This window comes from Pseudomonas sp. RSB 5.4, from assembly GCF_037126175.1.
Taxonomy (GTDB): Bacteria; Pseudomonadota; Gammaproteobacteria; order Pseudomonadales; family Pseudomonadaceae; genus Aquipseudomonas; species Aquipseudomonas fluorescens_H.
This window is the reverse complement of the sequence record NZ_CP146986.1, coordinates 328,587-345,763: the sequence shown is the minus strand read 5'-3', so window position 1 is coordinate 345,763 and position 17,177 is coordinate 328,587. Positions and strand designations below refer to the sequence as shown.

At 58.9% G+C, this 17,177-nt stretch carries 18 protein-coding genes and 1 tRNA gene; 6 read left to right on the top strand and 13 right to left on the bottom strand.

The window, feature by feature from the left end; all coding sequences use genetic code 11:
• Positions 1-393 precede the first annotated feature (393 nt).
• Both V9L13_RS01595 and V9L13_RS01590 read left to right on the top strand, forming a co-directional pair.
• Positions 394-1,932, top strand: a complete 1,539-nt coding sequence (locus V9L13_RS01595) for an NCS1 family nucleobase:cation symporter-1 (protein WP_338801257.1) — start codon at positions 394-396, stop codon at positions 1,930-1,932.
• 53 nt (positions 1,933-1,985) lie between these two features.
• Entirely contained in the window at positions 1,986-2,714 is a 729-nt protein-coding gene (locus V9L13_RS01590; protein ID WP_003223258.1) for an aspartate/glutamate racemase family protein, read from the top strand.
• Between the two features lie 116 nt (positions 2,715-2,830).
• Here the strand turns inward: V9L13_RS01590 and V9L13_RS01585 are convergent, their stop codons facing one another.
• On the bottom strand, positions 2,831-3,757 hold the full coding sequence (locus V9L13_RS01585) for a LysR family transcriptional regulator (RefSeq protein ID WP_338801255.1): 927 nt from the start codon (positions 3,755-3,757) through the stop codon (positions 2,831-2,833).
• 126 nt (positions 3,758-3,883) lie between these two features.
• Between V9L13_RS01585 and V9L13_RS01580 the strand changes: the two genes are divergently transcribed.
• On the top strand, positions 3,884-4,630 hold the full coding sequence (locus V9L13_RS01580; protein ID WP_338801254.1) for a 3-oxoacyl-ACP reductase family protein: 747 nt from the start codon (positions 3,884-3,886) through the stop codon (positions 4,628-4,630).
• Positions 4,631-4,708: 78 nt separating this feature from the next.
• On the opposite strand, the gene V9L13_RS01575 is transcribed toward V9L13_RS01580, so the two are convergent.
• The 9 genes from V9L13_RS01575 to V9L13_RS01535 all read right to left on the bottom strand — a co-directional run bounded on the left by V9L13_RS01575 (position 4,709) and on the right by V9L13_RS01535 (position 9,409).
• Positions 4,709-5,404 carry an HAD-IA family hydrolase gene (locus V9L13_RS01575; RefSeq protein ID WP_338801253.1) on the bottom strand — a complete coding sequence of 232 codons (696 nt, stop codon included), beginning with the start codon at positions 5,402-5,404 and terminating at the stop codon, positions 4,709-4,711.
• A gap of 142 nt (positions 5,405-5,546) precedes the next feature.
• Positions 5,547-5,876 (bottom strand): hypothetical protein, encoded by a 330-nt coding sequence (locus V9L13_RS01570; RefSeq protein WP_338801252.1) that lies wholly within the window; start codon positions 5,874-5,876, stop codon positions 5,547-5,549.
• Positions 5,866-6,033 carry a hypothetical protein gene (locus V9L13_RS01565; protein ID WP_003223252.1) on the bottom strand — a complete coding sequence of 56 codons (168 nt, stop codon included), beginning with the start codon at positions 6,031-6,033 and terminating at the stop codon, positions 5,866-5,868. The genes V9L13_RS01570 and V9L13_RS01565 overlap by 11 nt, the downstream gene beginning before the upstream one ends.
• A 122-nt stretch (positions 6,034-6,155) precedes the next feature.
• Positions 6,156-6,581, bottom strand: a complete 426-nt coding sequence (locus V9L13_RS01560; RefSeq protein ID WP_103485841.1) for a YMGG-like glycine zipper-containing protein — start codon at positions 6,579-6,581, stop codon at positions 6,156-6,158.
• 135 nt (positions 6,582-6,716) lie between these two features.
• Positions 6,717-7,085, bottom strand: coding sequence for a hypothetical protein (locus V9L13_RS01555; protein ID WP_045122356.1), 369 nt, complete (start codon positions 7,083-7,085; stop codon positions 6,717-6,719).
• A 324-nt stretch (positions 7,086-7,409) separates the two neighbouring features.
• Entirely contained in the window at positions 7,410-7,598 is a 189-nt protein-coding gene (locus V9L13_RS01550) for a hypothetical protein (protein ID WP_103521257.1), read from the bottom strand.
• A 257-nt stretch (positions 7,599-7,855) separates the two neighbouring features.
• Entirely contained in the window at positions 7,856-8,176 is a 321-nt protein-coding gene (locus tag V9L13_RS01545; protein WP_338801250.1) for a YbjQ family protein, read from the bottom strand.
• Positions 8,177-8,349: 173 nt separating this feature from the next.
• On the bottom strand, positions 8,350-9,033 hold the full coding sequence (locus tag V9L13_RS01540) for a hypothetical protein (RefSeq protein ID WP_338801249.1): 684 nt from the start codon (positions 9,031-9,033) through the stop codon (positions 8,350-8,352).
• Between the two features lie 286 nt (positions 9,034-9,319).
• A tRNA-Ser gene (locus V9L13_RS01535) sits at positions 9,320-9,409 on the bottom strand.
• Positions 9,410-9,704: 295 nt separating this feature from the next.
• On the opposite strand from V9L13_RS01535, the gene V9L13_RS01530 reads away from it, so the two are divergent.
• The 3 genes from V9L13_RS01530 (at position 9,705) to V9L13_RS01520 (ending at position 12,440) form a co-directional block, all read left to right on the top strand.
• Positions 9,705-10,394 (top strand): crotonase/enoyl-CoA hydratase family protein, encoded by a 690-nt coding sequence (locus V9L13_RS01530; protein ID WP_338801248.1) that lies wholly within the window; start codon positions 9,705-9,707, stop codon positions 10,392-10,394.
• Between the two features lie 217 nt (positions 10,395-10,611).
• A complete protein-coding gene (locus tag V9L13_RS01525) occupies positions 10,612-11,334 on the top strand; it encodes a 1-acylglycerol-3-phosphate O-acyltransferase (protein WP_003223239.1) in 723 nt (240 codons plus the stop codon).
• Between the two features lie 134 nt (positions 11,335-11,468).
• Positions 11,469-12,440: a magnesium and cobalt transport protein CorA gene (locus tag V9L13_RS01520; protein WP_003223238.1), complete on the top strand. Its 972-nt coding sequence runs from the start codon at positions 11,469-11,471 to the stop codon at positions 12,438-12,440.
• A gap of 132 nt (positions 12,441-12,572) precedes the next feature.
• Here the strand turns inward: V9L13_RS01520 and V9L13_RS01515 are convergent, their stop codons facing one another.
• From V9L13_RS01515 to V9L13_RS01505, 3 genes are all read right to left on the bottom strand, one after another.
• Positions 12,573-13,301 carry an amidotransferase gene (locus V9L13_RS01515; protein WP_103485840.1) on the bottom strand — a complete coding sequence of 243 codons (729 nt, stop codon included), beginning with the start codon at positions 13,299-13,301 and terminating at the stop codon, positions 12,573-12,575.
• Positions 13,302-13,396: 95 nt separating this feature from the next.
• Positions 13,397-15,541 carry a 3-hydroxyacyl-CoA dehydrogenase NAD-binding domain-containing protein gene (locus V9L13_RS01510; RefSeq protein WP_338801247.1) on the bottom strand — a complete coding sequence of 715 codons (2,145 nt, stop codon included), beginning with the start codon at positions 15,539-15,541 and terminating at the stop codon, positions 13,397-13,399.
• A gap of 24 nt (positions 15,542-15,565) precedes the next feature.
• Positions 15,566-16,771, bottom strand: a complete 1,206-nt coding sequence (locus V9L13_RS01505; protein ID WP_338801246.1) for an acetyl-CoA C-acetyltransferase — start codon at positions 16,769-16,771, stop codon at positions 15,566-15,568.
• Positions 16,772-17,177: the final 406 nt, after the last annotated feature.

Below are 17,177 nucleotides of genomic sequence, written 5' to 3'. Positions count from 1 at the left end.
GTTTTCGCGCCCTGAAAAGTTACATCCCTGCTGAACGCCCCTCTGCTTTACCTCCTCCGCAAAATCCCCCGTAAAAAATAAATAGCTGTTCAATTGGTCAATTTATAACCGCTTACTTTCAAGCACTTAGCATTCATCGATAACTTTTCGAAATGAGCACGGCGCTCCATAGACCGCTAACTGGCACAGATCTGGCTTTAGTGCATACATGTTTTGTATACAAAACTGCAAAACATCAATCCACACTTTCGATCCGCAAGCCTGAAGCGCCCTATCCCGTACAGGCTGCAGATGCCCCGTAACCAGTGATGTCTGCTGGCCGCGACGAAGATTTGTCGAGCCTGAGCGCTCATGCACAGTCATCGCGGCCCCGCCCATCAGGAGCCTGCCGGAATGCGTACAAGTCTCTCCAACAACATCGCGCTGAATCTGCCCGCCTCTGCCCTCGACCAGCCATTGCCCCACGATGGTCTGACTGAACCGTTACAACTGAGCCCCCGTCTGCACAACCGCGATCTGGCTCCGACCAAGGCCGAAGGTCGGCGCTGGGGCAAGTACAGCATTTTTGCCCTGTGGACCAACGATGTGCACAACATCGCCAACTACTCGTTCGCCATCGGTCTGTACGCGCTGGGCCTGGGGGGCTGGCAGATTCTGCTGTCGCTGGGGATCGGCGCGGCGCTGGTGTACTTCTTCATGAACCTGTCCGGCTACATGGGGCAGAAAACCGGGGTGCCGTTTCCGGTGATCAGCCGGATCAGTTTCGGCATCCACGGCGCGCAGATTCCGGCATTGATCCGTGCGGTGATCGCCATCGCCTGGTTCGGGATTCAGACGTATCTGGCGTCGGTGGTGTTTCGTGTGCTGCTGACGGCGATTCACCCCGGTTTCGCCGATTACGACCACAACTCGATCCTCGGCCTGTCGTCGCTGGGCTGGGTGTGTTTCGTGGCGATCTGGTTCGTGCAGCTGGCGATTCTCGCCTACGGCATGGAAATGGTTCGCCGTTACGAGGCTTTTGCCGGCCCGGTGATTCTGCTGACCGTCGCCGCCCTCGCCGCGTGGATGTACACCCAGGCCAACGCCACGATTGCCTGGTCGATCCGCGAACCGCTGAGCGGTGGCGAGATGTGGCGCAACATCTTTGCCGGCGGCGCCTTGTGGCTGGCGATCTACGGCACGCTGATCCTCAATTTCTGCGACTTCGCCCGCTCCTCGCCGTGCCGCAAGACCATCAAGATCGGCAACTTCTGGGGCCTGCCGGTGAACATTCTGGTGTTCGCCACCATCACCGTCCTGCTCTGCGGTGCGCAATTTCAGATCAATGGGCGAATCATCGAAAGCCCGACCGAAATCATCGCTTCGATCCCCAGCACGTTTTTCCTGGTACTGGGTTGCCTGGCGTTCCTGATCGTCACCGTGGCGGTGAACATCATGGCCAACTTCGTCGCCCCGGCGTTCGTCCTCAGCAACCTGGCGCCGAAGTACCTGACCTTCCGCCGCGCCGGGCTGATCAGCGCGACCATCGCCGTGCTGATCCTGCCGTGGAACCTCTATAACAGCCCGCTGGTGATCGTGTATTTCCTCTCCGGCCTCGGCGCCCTGCTCGGCCCGTTGTACGGAGTGATCATGGTCGACTACTGGTTGATCCGCAAAGGCCGGATCAACGTCCCGCAGTTGTACAGCGAAGATCCCAACGGCGCTTATTACTACAGCCGTGGAGTGAATTTCCGTGCCGTGGCGGCGTTCATTCCGGCAGCGTTGATCGCCATCGTCCTGGCGCTGGTGCCGGGCTTCCACAGCATCTCGCCGTTCTCCTGGCTGGTGGGCGCCGGCATTGCCGCGATGCTCTACCTGATCATCGCCAAACGCCAACCGCACTACGCCGACGTCAACGGCGAATCGATCGCCGTCGACAACGTCAGCCATTAACTTCCTTGCGGCCCGGATTTGGGCCGCTGAACTGCCCGCAATAAGGACTTCCCATGCGTATTCTTGTGGTCAACGTCAACACCACCGAATCCATCACCCAGGCCATCGCCCGCTCGGCGCAAGCGGTCGCTGCCCCGGGTACGGAAATCGTCGGCCTGACGCCGTTCTTCGGCGCCGATTCGGTGGAAGGCAATTTCGAAAGTTACCTGGCGGCTATCGCCGTGATGGATCGGGTGATGTCCTACGATCAGCCGTTCGACGCGGTGATTCAGGCCGGTTACGGCGAGCACGGCCGCGAAGGTTTGCAGGAGCTACTCAACGTGCCGGTGGTGGACATCACCGACGCCGCCGCCAGCACCGCGATGTTTCTCGGCCACGCCTATTCGGTGGTGACCACACTGGATCGCACCGTGCCGCTGATCGAGGATCGGCTGAAGTTGTCGGGCCTGTGGGATCGCTGCGCGTCGGTGCGAGCCAGTGGCCTGGCGGTGCTGGAGCTGGAACATGAACCGCAGCGCGCACTGGAAGCCATCGTGCAGCAGGCGGAACTGGCGGTGACCCAGGACAAGGCTGAAGTGATTTGTCTGGGCTGCGGCGGCATGGCCGGGCTGGATGAACAGATTCGTCGCCGCACCGGGGTGCCGGTGGTGGATGGCGTGACGGCAGCGGTGACCATTGCTGAATCGCTGGTGCGGCTGAGGTTGTCGACGTCCAAGGTACGGACTTACGCGACACCACGGCCGAAGCAGATTATTGGCTGGGCGGAGCGGTTTGCCCGGTAGACCGCGTTATCGTTCTTCGCGAGCAGGCTCGCTCCCACATTGGATCTGTGGCGTTCACAAATCCAATGTGGGAGCGGGCTTGCTCGCGAATGGGTCAACTCGGTGCCACGTCTTGCTCAGAAAGCACTGAACCGCCGCGCCAACCCCTGCTGCGCAAACTGCTCAATCACAAAATCGACAAACGCCCGAGTCTTGCCCGGCAACAATTTATGCTCGGCGTAATAGATCGAAATGTTGCCGTCATCGATGTACCAGTCCGGCAGCACGCGCTGCAAGGTGCCCGCCTCAAGATAACCCACAGCAAACGGCATGCTCACCAGTGCGATCCCCAACCCCTGTGCTGCCGTGGCGCAGGCGGCTTCTGAGTCGCTCATGGTCATGCGCGTCTTGAGGGTCAAGGGCTGACAGAGCTGACTGCCGCCACTGATCAACTGCCAGGAGCGTACTCGACCGGTTTGCGGCGAACGAATCAGGATGCCATCGTGATGTTGCAGGTCATCCGGCTCAGCGATCGCCTCGTGCTGTTGCAGATAGTCCGCGGACGCCACCAACACGCGATGCGCGGGTGTCAATTTGCGTGCGACGACGCCTTGAGGCAACTCAAATCCCCCGCCAATCGCTGCATCGAAACCCTGCCCAATCAAATCGACCTGACGGTTATCAAAATGCCAGTCCGGGTTGATCGCCGGAAACCGACGTAAAAACTCTTGCAACAACGGCACGATGTACAAACGCCCGAATACCGTGCCCATGCTAACTTTCAACGTGCCTGCCGGCAGTCCTTCCACACTCGAAAGATTGGCCACCGCATTCTGGATCGTCGTCAGACTGCCACTGACCTGATTCAAAAACAGCTGACCGGCCTCAGTCAGCGTAAGGCTGCGTGTACTACGCTGGAACAGCCGTACACCGAGCCGTCCCTCGAGCTTCGCCACACTCTTGCCAACGGCGGCCGGGGTCAGGCTCAAGCGCCGGGCGGCTTCGGCAAAGCTGCCGACTTCGGCGCTGCGCACGAAGCATTCGATACTGCTGAAAGTTTCCATGATCGCCACTATAAACTTCTGGTTTACACAGACTATAGCAATCATGGTCTACACGGTTGTCGATGCGAGGCCGATACTCGGCTCCAACAACAAGGCACCCCGCCTTGAATTCTCTGGAGATCGAACATGACCACTCAACACCTCAGCGGCAAAGTCGCTCTGATTCAAGGCGGTTCCCGCGGTATCGGCGCCGCCATCGTCAAACGCCTGGCCGCTGAAGGCGCCGCCGTCGCTTTCACCTACGTCAGCTCCACCGCCAAGGCCGAAGAGTTGCAGAACAGCATCACCGCCACCGGCGGCAAAGCTTTGGCAATCAAGGCCGACAGCGCCGATGAAGCCGCTATCCGCAACGCCGTCAGCACCACCGTCGAAGCCTTTGGCCGCTTGGATATTCTGGTGAACAACGCCGGCGTCCTGGCCATCGCACCGCTGGAAGATTTCAAACTGGAAGACTTCGACCAGACCTTGGCGATCAACGTCCGCAGCGTGTTCATCGCGTCTCAGGAAGCCGCCAAACACATGGGCGAAGGCTCGCGCATCGTCAACATCGGCAGCACCAACGCCGACCGCATGCCCTTCGGCGGTGGCGGTGTGTATGCAATGAGCAAATCGGCCCTGGTCGGCCTGACCAAAGGCCTGGCCCGCGACCTCGGCCCGCGCGGCATCACCATCAACAACGTGCAACCCGGCCCGGTCGACACTGACATGAACCCGGCCCATGGCGAATTCGCCGAGAGCCTGATCCCGCTGATGGCGGTGGGCCGTTACGGCACCGCCGATGAAATCGCCGGTTTCGTCGCTTATCTGGTAGGCCCGGAAGCCGGTTACATCACCGGTGCCAGCCTGACCATCGACGGTGGTTTTGGCGCCTGATTGCGCTGAATCCCGGGTACAAAAAACGCCGCGCCTCTTTGCAGAGGGCGGCGTTTTTCATGCGTGCTTATTGGCTGATCAAGCCCAATCCAGCGCCGGCAAACCGCAGGCACTCGGAGTGAACGCCTTGAGCGTGCGCAGAATCCCGTCGGCATGCGCGTATTTTTCATCGGCCATGGCTGCATCCGGAATCGCAATGGCGGTCATCCCCGCGGCTTTCGCTGCGGTAACGCCGAACGGCGAATCCTCGAACACCAGACAATCTTCAGGTGCGACACCCAGACGGCGGGCAGCGGTGAGGAAGATGTCCGGCGCCGGTTTCGCCGCGCCGACTTCCGGGTCGTCCGCCGTGACGATGAAATCGAACAGGGCAAACCAGTCGCGGTGCGAGGTGGTTTTCTGGCCGAACGACTGCCGCGACGAACTGGTGCCCACGGCAATTGGAATGTTGTGCGCCTTGAGGTGGCGAATCAGCTCCTCCGCGCCCGGCATCGCCTGGGCCTTGGGGAAGCGCTCACGCATCAGTGGCTCGCGGATTACCAGAAACTCTTCGGCGCTGATCGGCAGATCCAGCGCCTGCACCACGTAGTTCGCCAGATCATTGGCCCCGCGACCGATGATGTTCTGTTTGATGCTCCAGTCGAAAGTCCGCCCGTAACGCTCGGCGATGAGCGAGGTGACCTCGGTGTAGATGCCTTCGGTGTCCAGCAGCAGACCGTCCATGTCGAAAATCACGGCCTTGATCGGGCCAAACGCCTTCATCGGTGCATTCATCATCGGATCCGTTATCAAAAACATCCCGGGCGGCGCAGCCGGTGCCGCGGCGCGGATCTGATTAATGGGTTCAGCAGCATAGCGAGGCCAGTGGACATTGAGCAACGGGCAATGTTTAGCCCGTGGAATGACTCTCTGATATTTAGCGAAACGCCCTACAGCTAACGCCTGCTTTCCCGACTTCTTTCCATTTTGATCCCCCGCAAAGTCCGCGCACCTCTTTCACGCGGAATTTTAAGACTTTGGCGGAGCAAGCAAATCGAACGCTGCGGTGAAATAACGGATGAAATTCAATATGAACTGTACGGCGTAGGGTGCGCCATTCACTTCCCATCAGAATCAGTAGGACTGTTTTATCGACCTTGACCTCGCGAGCAAACCGATCCGAATCAAAGGGCCTGAAGTACAGGCCCCGGATATTGAAATTCAGTGCGCTGCTGCGCTCGACTATCAAGACAAACTTATTGCTCATCCTCATCCTCTTCATACTCCATATCCGCCTCATCCGCATCATTCAGCGGCACCGTCGCATCATCCATCAGCGACCCCGGATCCTCGTTCCCAGGATCATTGATAAACGGCAGACCGCTCGGGCCTTTTTCTTCCTTGCCTTCTGTTTCGGGAGTCATGGCAAACCTCTGCAGCTCGTGGGTTGTATAACGTTCGAAAAGTCCTACAGCCAATCGTTCCAGAGTCCGGCCGCCAGACACGAAAAACCCGGCGCGAGGCCGGGTTTGTTTTCGGTATTCAATCAATGGTGGCGGTTTTTATGTTTGTACTTGTTGTGCTTGTGGCCACCGCCGGAATGCCCCTTCCCGCCGTCGCCACCCAGATTGTTACCCACCGCACCGCCGGCCGCGCCGCCCAATCCGGCACCAATGGCGGAGCCGGTGGAGCCGCCCAAGCTGTTGCCGACCACTGAGCCGCCGGCTGCGCCGAGGCCACCGCCGATGGCGGCTTCAGTGCGATTGTGTTTATTCGCTCCGACCGCGCCACCTGCCGCGCCGCCTACACCTGCGCCGACCGCCGCACCGGTGCTGCCGCCGAGCTGGCCACCGACCACATTCCCGAGCACACCGCCCAGTCCGCCACCGACGGCGGCGCTGCCATCGCCGGCGGCCATCGCGCCTTGAGCGACCAGTAATCCGAAAAACAGTGCAGACAATGACAAACGCATTTGAACCTCACAGTTCCCGAATCGGGACGGTATGCCCACAGGGGCTCGTGTCAAATTTGAGCGGTTTTCCGCGAAAACGTTCAGCCATGAAAAAGCCCGGCATCGAGCCGGGCTTTTTCTGACAAGCGCTCGATATCAGTGGCGCTTGTGACCTTTGGACAGGTTGGTGCCCACCGCACCACCTGCAGCGCCACCAAGGCCTGCGCCAATGGTCGCGCCATTTCTGCCGCCCAGGCTGTTGCCGATCACCGAACCACCGGCCGCGCCAACACCACCGCCGATAGCTGCTTTGGTCCGGCTGCCCTTGCCAGCGGCCATGGCACTGCCGGCCGCGCCTGCAACACCGGCACCAATCGCTGCGCCCGTGCTGCCGCCCATTTTCTGGCCGACCACATTACCCAGCGCGCCACCCAGTCCGCCGCCGAGTGCAGCAGTGCCTTCACCGGCGACCGCACCTTGAGCAACCAGAAGCCCCAGAACCAGAGCAGGCAATGTTAGACGCATGAAAAAACCTCAAAAATAGGGAGATCAAAAGGGGCCGAGATTGAATGCTGCCGACGCGCTGAAGTCCAGATAATTCAGCTGCCGCCGCGCACTTGGCGCCGATTGGACAGCGATTTCGCAAAAGGTTTTATCGCAGGCAAAAAAAAGCCCGCTGGGGAGACGGGCTGGAGACTTGCTTTCTAACGGATGGCTTCACCCTACGTCTGTGGAGGTGAAAAGTTTGTGAAAAAACTAAGAATTTGCCCCATCGCTTGTAGGATATTTCCCTACATAAACCTCGGGCATAAAAAACCCCGTTCATAGACGGGGTCGTTCTGTCATCTATCACTTTCTCGATCGTGCCGAGACCTTCGGAAGAAACTTGGCTTTCGGCCCCTTGGGCGCGGTGGACTTGATCTTGCCGGTCTGAACCGGATCCTCGCCAAAGCCCGCCTGATACTCCGTCTGGCCGCAGCGGACGCAGTTGTTGAATGAAAATTCGGCACCATCGTCTTCGATATACGGATCAGTCATAGCCTCTCCCCTTCGTAATAGATCGATACCGGCAAAGCCTTTTGCCTGAAAAAATATCGACCTCCAAGACTTTTGAGACTAGCTGGTCATTACTGGACTTGTGATTCAGATCGACTGATGCCCGACGAATGGCCTACATCGATTAAACTCGCCAGCGACCTCAGACACTCGTGGCTTACATCAACAAACCACGTGGCTGATCGACAGAAAAAAACCCATTCATCAACTGAATGGGCTCGCGGACTACGGCAACTGCATCAACGCAACTTGACCGCAGTGCCCGTCGCGAACACGACAACCATACCGCCCTTGCCCGCTGGCATACTGATCTCGAAATCCAGCCCAACCACCGCATCCGCTTGCAACGCCTGCGCCCGCTCCTTGATCTCGTAAATCGCCTGAACCCGCGCCTCTTTCAATGCACGCTCGAGCGTCTGAGAGCGCCCGCCAAAAAAGTCGCGCATGCCGGCAAACATGTCACGGATCACATTGACACCTTGCACCGACTCCGCGCTGACAATGTCCAGGTACGCGGTGATCTGTCGGCCTTCGATGGAATGTGTGGTGGAAATAATCATGGAAGCCGTCCTTTTAACTCGCAGAAAATCTGGCGATTTTAACTTCCACCATTCAAAAATGGTTCCGCTACGGGGCAGTTTCCAGATCTGCAACAACACTCGCCTTTTTGCAAAGCTCGCCAAGGTCTGCGCGAAATCTCGCCGAGCAGCGATCAGGCAGCTTTCTACACAGCTTATGGCGAGTGGAAGGACCTGTCCGACGAGGGTAGCGCGCCTTTGATGGCAACGATCGGGAGACGTAGTTCGGGTTGTGTAATGTCGTAGATCTGCAGTTCACATCCGTCCCCACGATCCACGAAGACAAACTCTGCCAGATAAACTTTCTGCTTCTCGGGAATAAAGGTACTGGTGACAGGCCCGCAGGTGTAATACGACGAGACCGTCGGATTGGCGGTCAGCTTTTTCTCATACTTGTTCTTCGACTGGTTGAATACATAGTCTTCGTTGTAAAGCGTCAGATAGCCTGGCGCCGGAGTTTGACTTTTGACCGTCGATGAACCGCTCACGAGTAGCGTCTGACCGGGATCGGCCTGCATTTCAAGCTGGGGGAACTGCTTGGAGACCGCGCTGCCGAGACGACTGAACCATGCGCCGACTTTATTGCGAAACGGTTTGACTACTGTCCCCAGATGATCGGGACGTTGATCCGGATCATTACCTCTGACCACTTCAAAATCCACCGGATTGACCGTATCACCCGCTGCCTGCATGACAACTTTGGCATGCTGATCATCGACGGTGACCTTCTTCTGCTCCAGCATGATGCCATCTGTCCAGAGTGTCGGCGCAGAGCTGCGAGAGTCAGAACCGCAGCCGCACAACATCAAAAATAGAACCATCGTGACAACTGTCTTCACTGCACTTCCCTGCGTTGGACTGCCAAAAAGCGTTCAGGCAAGCAGCTCATCCTGAAGGCGATAACAAAAAGCCACTATCGCGCAAATTCACAAACAAAGGAAACCGGTGAAGCGCGAATATTTCTCGCTTTATTGGAAACGCCAGAACCTTTTTGACGGAGACCGCTTTTTACACAGAAATGAAGCGCCCGCCCCCTATTGTTCCCATAGGGCTGATTTACAGACGCCAAAAACCACAAACCCCCGACTTTCTCTAGGAAAATCAGGGGTTTGTGTTTACTGAATGTGGCGGTGAAGGAGAGATTCGAACTCTCGATACAGTTTCCTGTATACACACTTTCCAGGCGTGCTCCTTAAGCCACTCGGACACTTCACCGTATCTCTTCAAACATGTTCTGTCTGTCGAGGCGCGCTAATGTAGTCGAAAGCTTTTCTGATGGCAAACTTTTTTTCAGAATTTTCATGCGGTTAAGACAAAAAGGCGTTTCGCCCCGCCCGGGGCGATGGCAAAACGGCCAATCTCTGGTGACGGCCACCCTTCTATATAGAAGCAGAACGGTGTGCTACGCCGGGCGCGGCCGGAAACGGTGACCGGCGAGTCAGTCACAGCGCTTTACCTGGCCTACGGCGGTGGGTAACGTCTGCCCATCTTTCTTACAAGGAATAGCGTCATGAGTGAGTTGATTGCCTACCACCTCGAAGACGGTATCGCGACCCTGACCTTGAACAACGGCAAGGTCAATGCCATTTCCCCGGACGTGATTGCGGCGTTCAACGCGGCGCTGGATCAGGCGGTGGCTGATCGTGCCATTGTGATCATTACCGGTCAGCCGGGGATTCTGTCCGGTGGCTATGACCTGAAGGTGATGACCGCCGGCCCGAAAGAAGCCGTGGCACTGGTCACCGCCGGTTCGACCCTGGCCCGCCGTCTGCTCTCTCACCCGTTCCCGGTGATTGTTGCCTGCCCGGGCCATGCCGTGGCCAAAGGCGCGTTTTTGCTGTTGTCTGCCGATTACCGCATTGGCGTTGATGGCCCGTTCAGCATCGGCCTGAACGAAGTGCAGATCGGCATGACCATGCACCACGCCGGCATCGAGCTGGCGCGTGATCGCCTGCGTCGTTCGGCGTTCCACCGCTCGGTGATCAACGGCGAGATGTTTGATCCCAAGAGCGCAGTGGATGCCGGCTTCCTCGACAAGGTGGTATCTGCCGAAGAGCTGCAAGGCGCTGCGCTGGCGGCGGCGCGTCAGTTGAAGAAAATCAACATGACCGCGCACAAGAACACCAAGCTCAAAGTGCGCAAGGCGTTGCTTGAAGCCCTCGACAACGCGATCATCCAGGATCAGGAGCACCTGGGCTGAGCCCACGCTTCCCGAGCCGAAGAAAAGCCCGACCGTCGTGTCGGGCTTTTTCTTGCCTGTTCGGTTGATCATCCGCCGACAGCTCTAGGACGCGTCTGACGATCAACTCGGAAACATGCGCTTAAACATCGCCTATCTCCGGACTCTATAGCAGCAATTGCCGAAAACAGTGCACATCCGTACACTGCGCCACCTTTTGTCCAGGCAGGCCCTGAAAATGCTGTTTTTGTTGCGTATGTTGTTGATGGGCTTGCACTTTGTCCTGGCCGGAGTGCTGGGAGTGATCCTCGGGCTGTGTCGGCCCTTCAACCCGGACAACAGCCGTCTCTGCGCCCGCCTCTACGCGCTTCCAGCCATGTGCATTCTGCGCTTGCGGGTAAAAGCCGACGTCGGCCCGCTGATGAACAAGCCCGACAGCTGCGTGATCGTTGCCAACCATCAGTCCAACTACGACCTGTTCGTGTTCGGCAACGTGGTACCGCGCCGGACCGTGTGCATCGGCAAGAAAAGCCTGAAATGGGTGCCGCTGTTCGGGCAATTGTTCTGGCTCGCGGGCAACGTGTTGATCGATCGTGGGAACGCGCACAAGGCGCGCAAGTCGATGCTTACCACGACCCACACCCTGCAACACGAGGACACCTCGATCTGGGTATTCCCGGAAGGCACGCGCAACCTTGGTGAAGAACTGCTGCCGTTCAAAAAAGGCGCGTTCCAGATGGCAATCGCCGCCGGAGTGCCGATCGTGCCGGTGTGCGTCAGCAGCTACATCAAGCACATGCGCCTGAACAGCTGGCGCAGCGGGAAAATCCTCATACGCTCGCTGCCGGCGATTCCTACAGCAGGACTGACCATGGATGACATGCCCATGCTTATGAGCCAGTGCCGCGAACAGATGCGCGAATGCATCGCCGCAATGGATCAGCAGCTGCAAGCTGCATGAAAAACAAACCCGCCTCGTGCGGGTTTTCTTTTGCCGGGTGAACTGTACAGATTTCGCTGACTCTCAAGCAGCACACGGCTAAGCTGACGCCGTTGAATTCCCCGCCATCTGCCAAGAAGAAGTGAATCACTACCATGGGTCGAGTTGTTGCTGCTGCGGTTTACAGCGAGGGTAAGAAAGTCTCCAACATTGCTCTCGATGAGGGAGCCGCGTGGGCCGCCAAGCCCGGCCATTTCGTCTGGATTGGCCTTGAGGAGCCGGACGCTCAGGAGTTGGCCAACCTGCAACGCCAGTTCAACCTGCACGAACTGGCAATCGAAGATGCGTTGGAAAAACACAGCCGGCCGAAACTGGAAACCTTTGGCGATGCGCTGTTCATCGTCACCTATTCGCCGATCCGTGAGAACGGCGTGCTGCAGTTCATCGAGACCCACATCTTCGCCGGCAAGGGTTACATCATCACCGCCCGCAACGGTCACTCGGCGTCCTACGCCCATGTCCGCCAACGCTGTGAGGCGCGTCCGTTGCTGCTGGAGCATGGGGAAGATTTCGTACTGTATGCGCTGCTTGATTTCGTGATCGAGAACTACCAGCCGGTGGGCGAAGCGATCCACGCCGAGATCGATGAGCTCGAGCGCAACGTGCTCTGTAGCGCGTTGAATGAGCGTGACATTCAGAAACTCCATGGCTTGCGCCGCGATGTCGTGCGTCTGCGCCGGTATGCGGCACCAATGGTCGAAATCGGTGAAGAACTGCAGAAGCTGAGCTTCCCGTTTATCGACAAGAACATGCGCCCGTACTTCCGCGATGTGCAGATACACGTCACGCGGCAGATGGAAGACTTGACCACATTGGCCGACATCGCCAGCCAGACCATCGAAATCGGGGTGCTGCTGGAAGCATCACGACAGAGCGTCGTACAGCGCAAGTTTGCCGCGTGGGCGGCGATTCTGGCGTTCCCGACGGCGGTGGCGGGGATTTACGGGATGAACTTCCAGAACATGCCGGAGCTGAGCTGGCACTACGGCTATTTCGCCGTGCTGGGGTTTATCACGGTGGGGTGTGTGAGTTTGTGGGCTAGTTTCAAGAAGTCGGGATGGTTGTAGTCCTGTGGCGAGGGAGCTTGCTCCCGCTGGGGTGCGAAGCGCGCCCATACAGACATCAAGTTGCCGTAAATTACGGCTGCTGCGCATCCGAGCGGGAGCAAGCTCCCTCGCCACATAGATAAATGTCAGGTCTTAAAGCGCTTCCGCCTCTGGCTTGTGCGCCACAAACCGCATCATCCACTCCGCTACCGTGGTGCCATGGTGCTCCTGCTCCAGGCTGGCCACACCTTTCGAGTAGATCTGCGAACCCAGCGCGTCCTGACGCAGGTCCAGCAGCGCTCGCGAATAGTCGTGAATGAATTCCGGGTGGCCCTGGAAGCACAGCACCTGATCGTTGATGTGGTACGCAGCAAACGGACAGAAATCGCTGGAGGCGATCACCGTGGCGTTTTCCGGCAGCGCCGTCACTTGATCCTGGTGACTGATCAGCAGCGTCAGCTCTTCACGCACCGGACTCATCCACGGCGCCTTGGCCGCCAGTTTGTAGTTGTGGGTGCCGACGCCCCAGCCCTGAGTGGCACGCTCGCTCTTGCCGCCCAGCAGCAGCGCCAGCAATTGATGGCCGAAACACACGCCGAGCAGCTTGTCGCCTCGCTCGTAACGGCTCAGCAAGTATTGCTTGAGGGTCTGGATCCACGGGTCGGTGCCGAACGAATCGGCCTTGCTGCCGGTAACCAGGTACGCATCGAAAGTCTGATCGTCGCTGGGGTATTCGCCCTGCATCACGTTGTATACGGTGAACTCGGCAGCAATCGGTTGCTGCGAGAACAGGCGCTGAAACATCTGCCCGTAACCCTGATATTGATCGACCAGTTCCGGACGCAGGATGTCGGTTTCCAGAATGCAGATGCGTAGCGACATAAAAAATACCTGACACGTGATGGGAATAATGAACACCCCAGAGCCTGCCTTGAAACACCCCGACAAGGCAAGCCCCGCAGCGTTCACCCGATCACTTAAAACAGCTCGCCTTTCGCGGCTTTTTCCAGCAACAGCGCCGGTGGCGCAAAGCGCTCGCCGTACTGCTCAGCCAAGTACTGCGCGCGTGCGACGAAGTCCTGCACCCCGTACTGATTGATGAACTGCAACGCGCCGCCGGTCCACGGCGCAAACCCGATGCCGAAGATCGAGCCGACGTTGGCATCCGCCGTGGAAGTCAGCACGCCCTCCTCCACACAGCGCACGGTTTCCAGGGCCTGCACGAACAGCAGCCGGTCACGCACATCCTTGGGTGAAATCTGCCCGTCGGCCTTCTCGAAGCGCGTTTTCAACTCCGGCCACAGATGCTTCTGATCACCCGCCGGGTAATCGTAGAATCCAGCGCCGGCGGCTTTGCCCGGACGCTTGTATTCGTTGAGCAGCAAGTCAATCACGGCGAAGGCCGGGTGTTCCATCAGCGGTTTCCCTTCCGTTTGCAGGTCTTTGGCCGTTTGTTGACGGATATGGCTCATCAGGCTGAGGGAAACTTCGTCGGAGATCGCCAGAGGCCCGACCGGCATCCCGGCCTTGCGCGCTTCGGTCTCGATCATCGGCGCGCTCACGCCCTCGCCGAGCATGGCGATGCCTTCATTGGTGAAGGTGCCGAACACCCGCGAGGTAAAAAAGCCACGACTGTCGTTGACCACGATCGGGGTTTTCTTGATCTGCAGAACGAAGTCGAAACCCCGAGCCAGGGTTTCAGCGCTGGTCTGCGCGCCTTTGATGATTTCCACCAGCGGCATTTTGTCCACCGGACTGAAGAAATGCAGGCCGATGAACTTGCTCTGATCGGGTACTGCGGTCGCCAGTCCAGTGATCGGCAAGGTTGAAGTGTTGGAGGCAATCACTGCATCAGAACCCACTATTTTTTGCGCTGCCGACGAGACCGTCGCCTTGAGTTCACGATCCTCGAACACCGCCTCGATGATCAGGTCGCAACCCGCCAGATCGGCATCGCTTTCGCTGGTCTGAATCCGCGCCAGCACCGCCTCGCGCTTTTCAGCCGTCATCTGCCCACGGGCGACTTTCTTGTCGAGCAGCGCCGCCGAATGGGCCTTGCCCTTCTCGGCCGCCGCCAGGTTGATGTCCTTGAGCACCACATCGATACCAGCCGAGGCGCTGACGAAAGCGATCCCGGCACCCATCATGCCCGCACCGAGCACGCCGACCTTGCGCGTGACGTAAGGCGCGAATCCTTGAGGACGCGAGCCACCGGCGTTGATCTCATTGAGCTGGAACCAGAAGGTGCCGATCAGGTTTTTCGAGATCTGCCCGGTGGTCAGCTCGGTGAAGTAACGGGTTTCGATCAGGTGTGCGGTGTCGAAATCGACCTGCGCGCCCTCCACCGCCGCGCAGAGGATTTTCTCCGGAGCAGGCAGCGTGCCCTGGGTTTTACTGCGCAGGATCGACGGCGCAATTGCCAGCATCTGTGCGACTTTCGGATTCGACGGTGTGCCGCCAGGAATCTGATAGCCCTTCACGTCCCAACGCTGCACCGCACTCGGATGGCTGACAATCCACGCACGGGCCTTGGCCAGCAATTCATCACGATCCGCCGCCAGCTCATCAATCAAACCGGCCTGCAACGCTTGTTGCGGGCGCACCTTCTTGCCTTCGAGCAGATACGGCAGTGCCTTTTCGATGCCTAGCATGCGCACCATGCGCACCACCCCGCCACCACCCGGCAACAGGCCCAGCGTCACTTCAGGCAGACCGAGTTGCACCGCCGCATCGTCCAGCGCCACCCGGTGATGGCAGGCCAGACAGATTTCCCAGCCACCGCCAAGCGCCGCGCCGTTGATCGCCGCAACCACCGGTTTGCCGAGGGTTTCCAGAGTGCGCAATTGCCCTTTGAGGCTCAGCACCATGTCATAGAAGGCTTTGGCTTCGGATTTGCCGACCTTGATCAGCTCATTGAGGTCGCCGCCGGCAAAGAAGGTTTTCTTCGCCGAGGTGATGATCACCCCGACGATGCTGTCTTTTTCCGCCACCAGCCGCGCAACGCAGGCGCCCATGGCCTCGCGGTACACGGCGTTCATGGTGTTGGCGCTCTGGCCCGGCATGTCGATGGTGAGGACGACAATGCCGTCCTGGCCTTTTTCGTAACGAATGGCTTCGCTCATAACAAGGTTCCTTGAATTCGGGGCTCAGAGGCGTTCGATGATGGTGGCAATGCCCATGCCGCCGCCGACACACAGCGTCGCCAGGCCGTAGCGCAGACGCCGGGCTTCCAGTTCATCGAGCAGGGTGCCGAGGATCGCGCAACCGGTGGCGCCCAGCGGATGGCCCATGGCGATCGAGCCGCCGTTGACGTTGACCTTGTCCGGGTCCACCGCCATGTCCTTGATGAACTTCAACACCACCGAAGCAAACGCCTCGTTGACCTCGAACAGGTCGATGTCCTCCACGCGCAATCCCGCCTTGGCCAAAGCCTTGCGCGTGGCCGGTGCCGGGCCGGTTAGCATGATCGTCGGGTCGGTGCTGGTGACGGCCGTGGCGACGATCCGGGCCCGCGGTTGCAGGCCCAGCGCGCGACCCTTGGCTTCGGAGCCGATCAACATCAGTGCCGCACCGTCGACGATCCCGGAGCTGTTGCCCGGCGTGTGCACGTGGTTGATCCGCTCGACGTGGCTGTAAACCCGCAGTGCAGTGGCATCAAAGCCCATCTGGCCGATCATTTCGAAACTCGGCTTGAGTTTGCCCAGGCCTTCCATCGTCGATTCGGCGCGAATGAATTCGTCGTGGTCGAGCAGGATGATGTCGTTCTGATCCTGCACCGGCACCAGCGACTTGTTGAACGAACCGTCAGCCCGCGCCCGCGCAGCTTTGTGTTGCGAGTGCAACGCGTAGGCATCGACGTCGTGGCGGCTGAAGCCTTCAAGGGTGGCGATCAGGTCGGCGCCGACGCCCTGCGGAGTAAAGTGGCTGTGCAGGTTGGTCTGCGGGTCCAGTGCCCAGGCGCCGCCATCGCTGCCCATCGGCACCCGCGACATCGACTCGACGCCACCGACCACCACCAGATCCTCGAAGCCCGAGCGCACTTTCATCGCGCCGAGGTTGACCGCTTCCAGACCCGAGGCGCAAAAACGGTTGATCTGCACGCCGGCCACGCTGACGTCCCAGTCGGCCACCTGCACCGCTGTCTTGGCGATGTCGGAGCCTTGATCACCGATCGGCGTGACGCAGCCGAGCACGACGTCATCGACCTGACTGGTGTCCAGCGCCGTGCGGCTTTGCAGCGCGGTCAACAACCCGGCGACCAAATTCACCGGTTTGACGCTGTGCAACGCGCCGTCGGCCTTGCCTTTGCCGCGGGGCGTGCGTAACGCATCGAAAATCAAAGCTTGGGTCATGACGTCCTCGAACCTGTGCGGTGAGTGAAATTCGTAGTGTCACTGTTGGCCCGAGCGCTCATGGATTCAATGACCACAGCGCTCAATGACGTTGACGCGCACGCTCAGACGGACGGTCATCCACCCTCAGGTGAACCGGTTCAGGTCAGCGAGTTGTCTAGCAAGCGGGCGGCGAAGAAGCTGGCAATACGCCTCATGCGTTTTTTATCGCAAACGGCAGCTAATACATATGAAATGGATCTAAGCCAAGCGTGACGCGGCCTCTAAGGTAGTACATGTACGTCAGGGTCGTCGGGTTTTGCCGGGGCCGACGTCCTTCAACAGGAAGTGCAGCGTTTGCCGTCATGGATATGCAGGCAAACACCAGGAAATAACAAAAAAGGCGGTCAAGCCATGTTCAAACAAC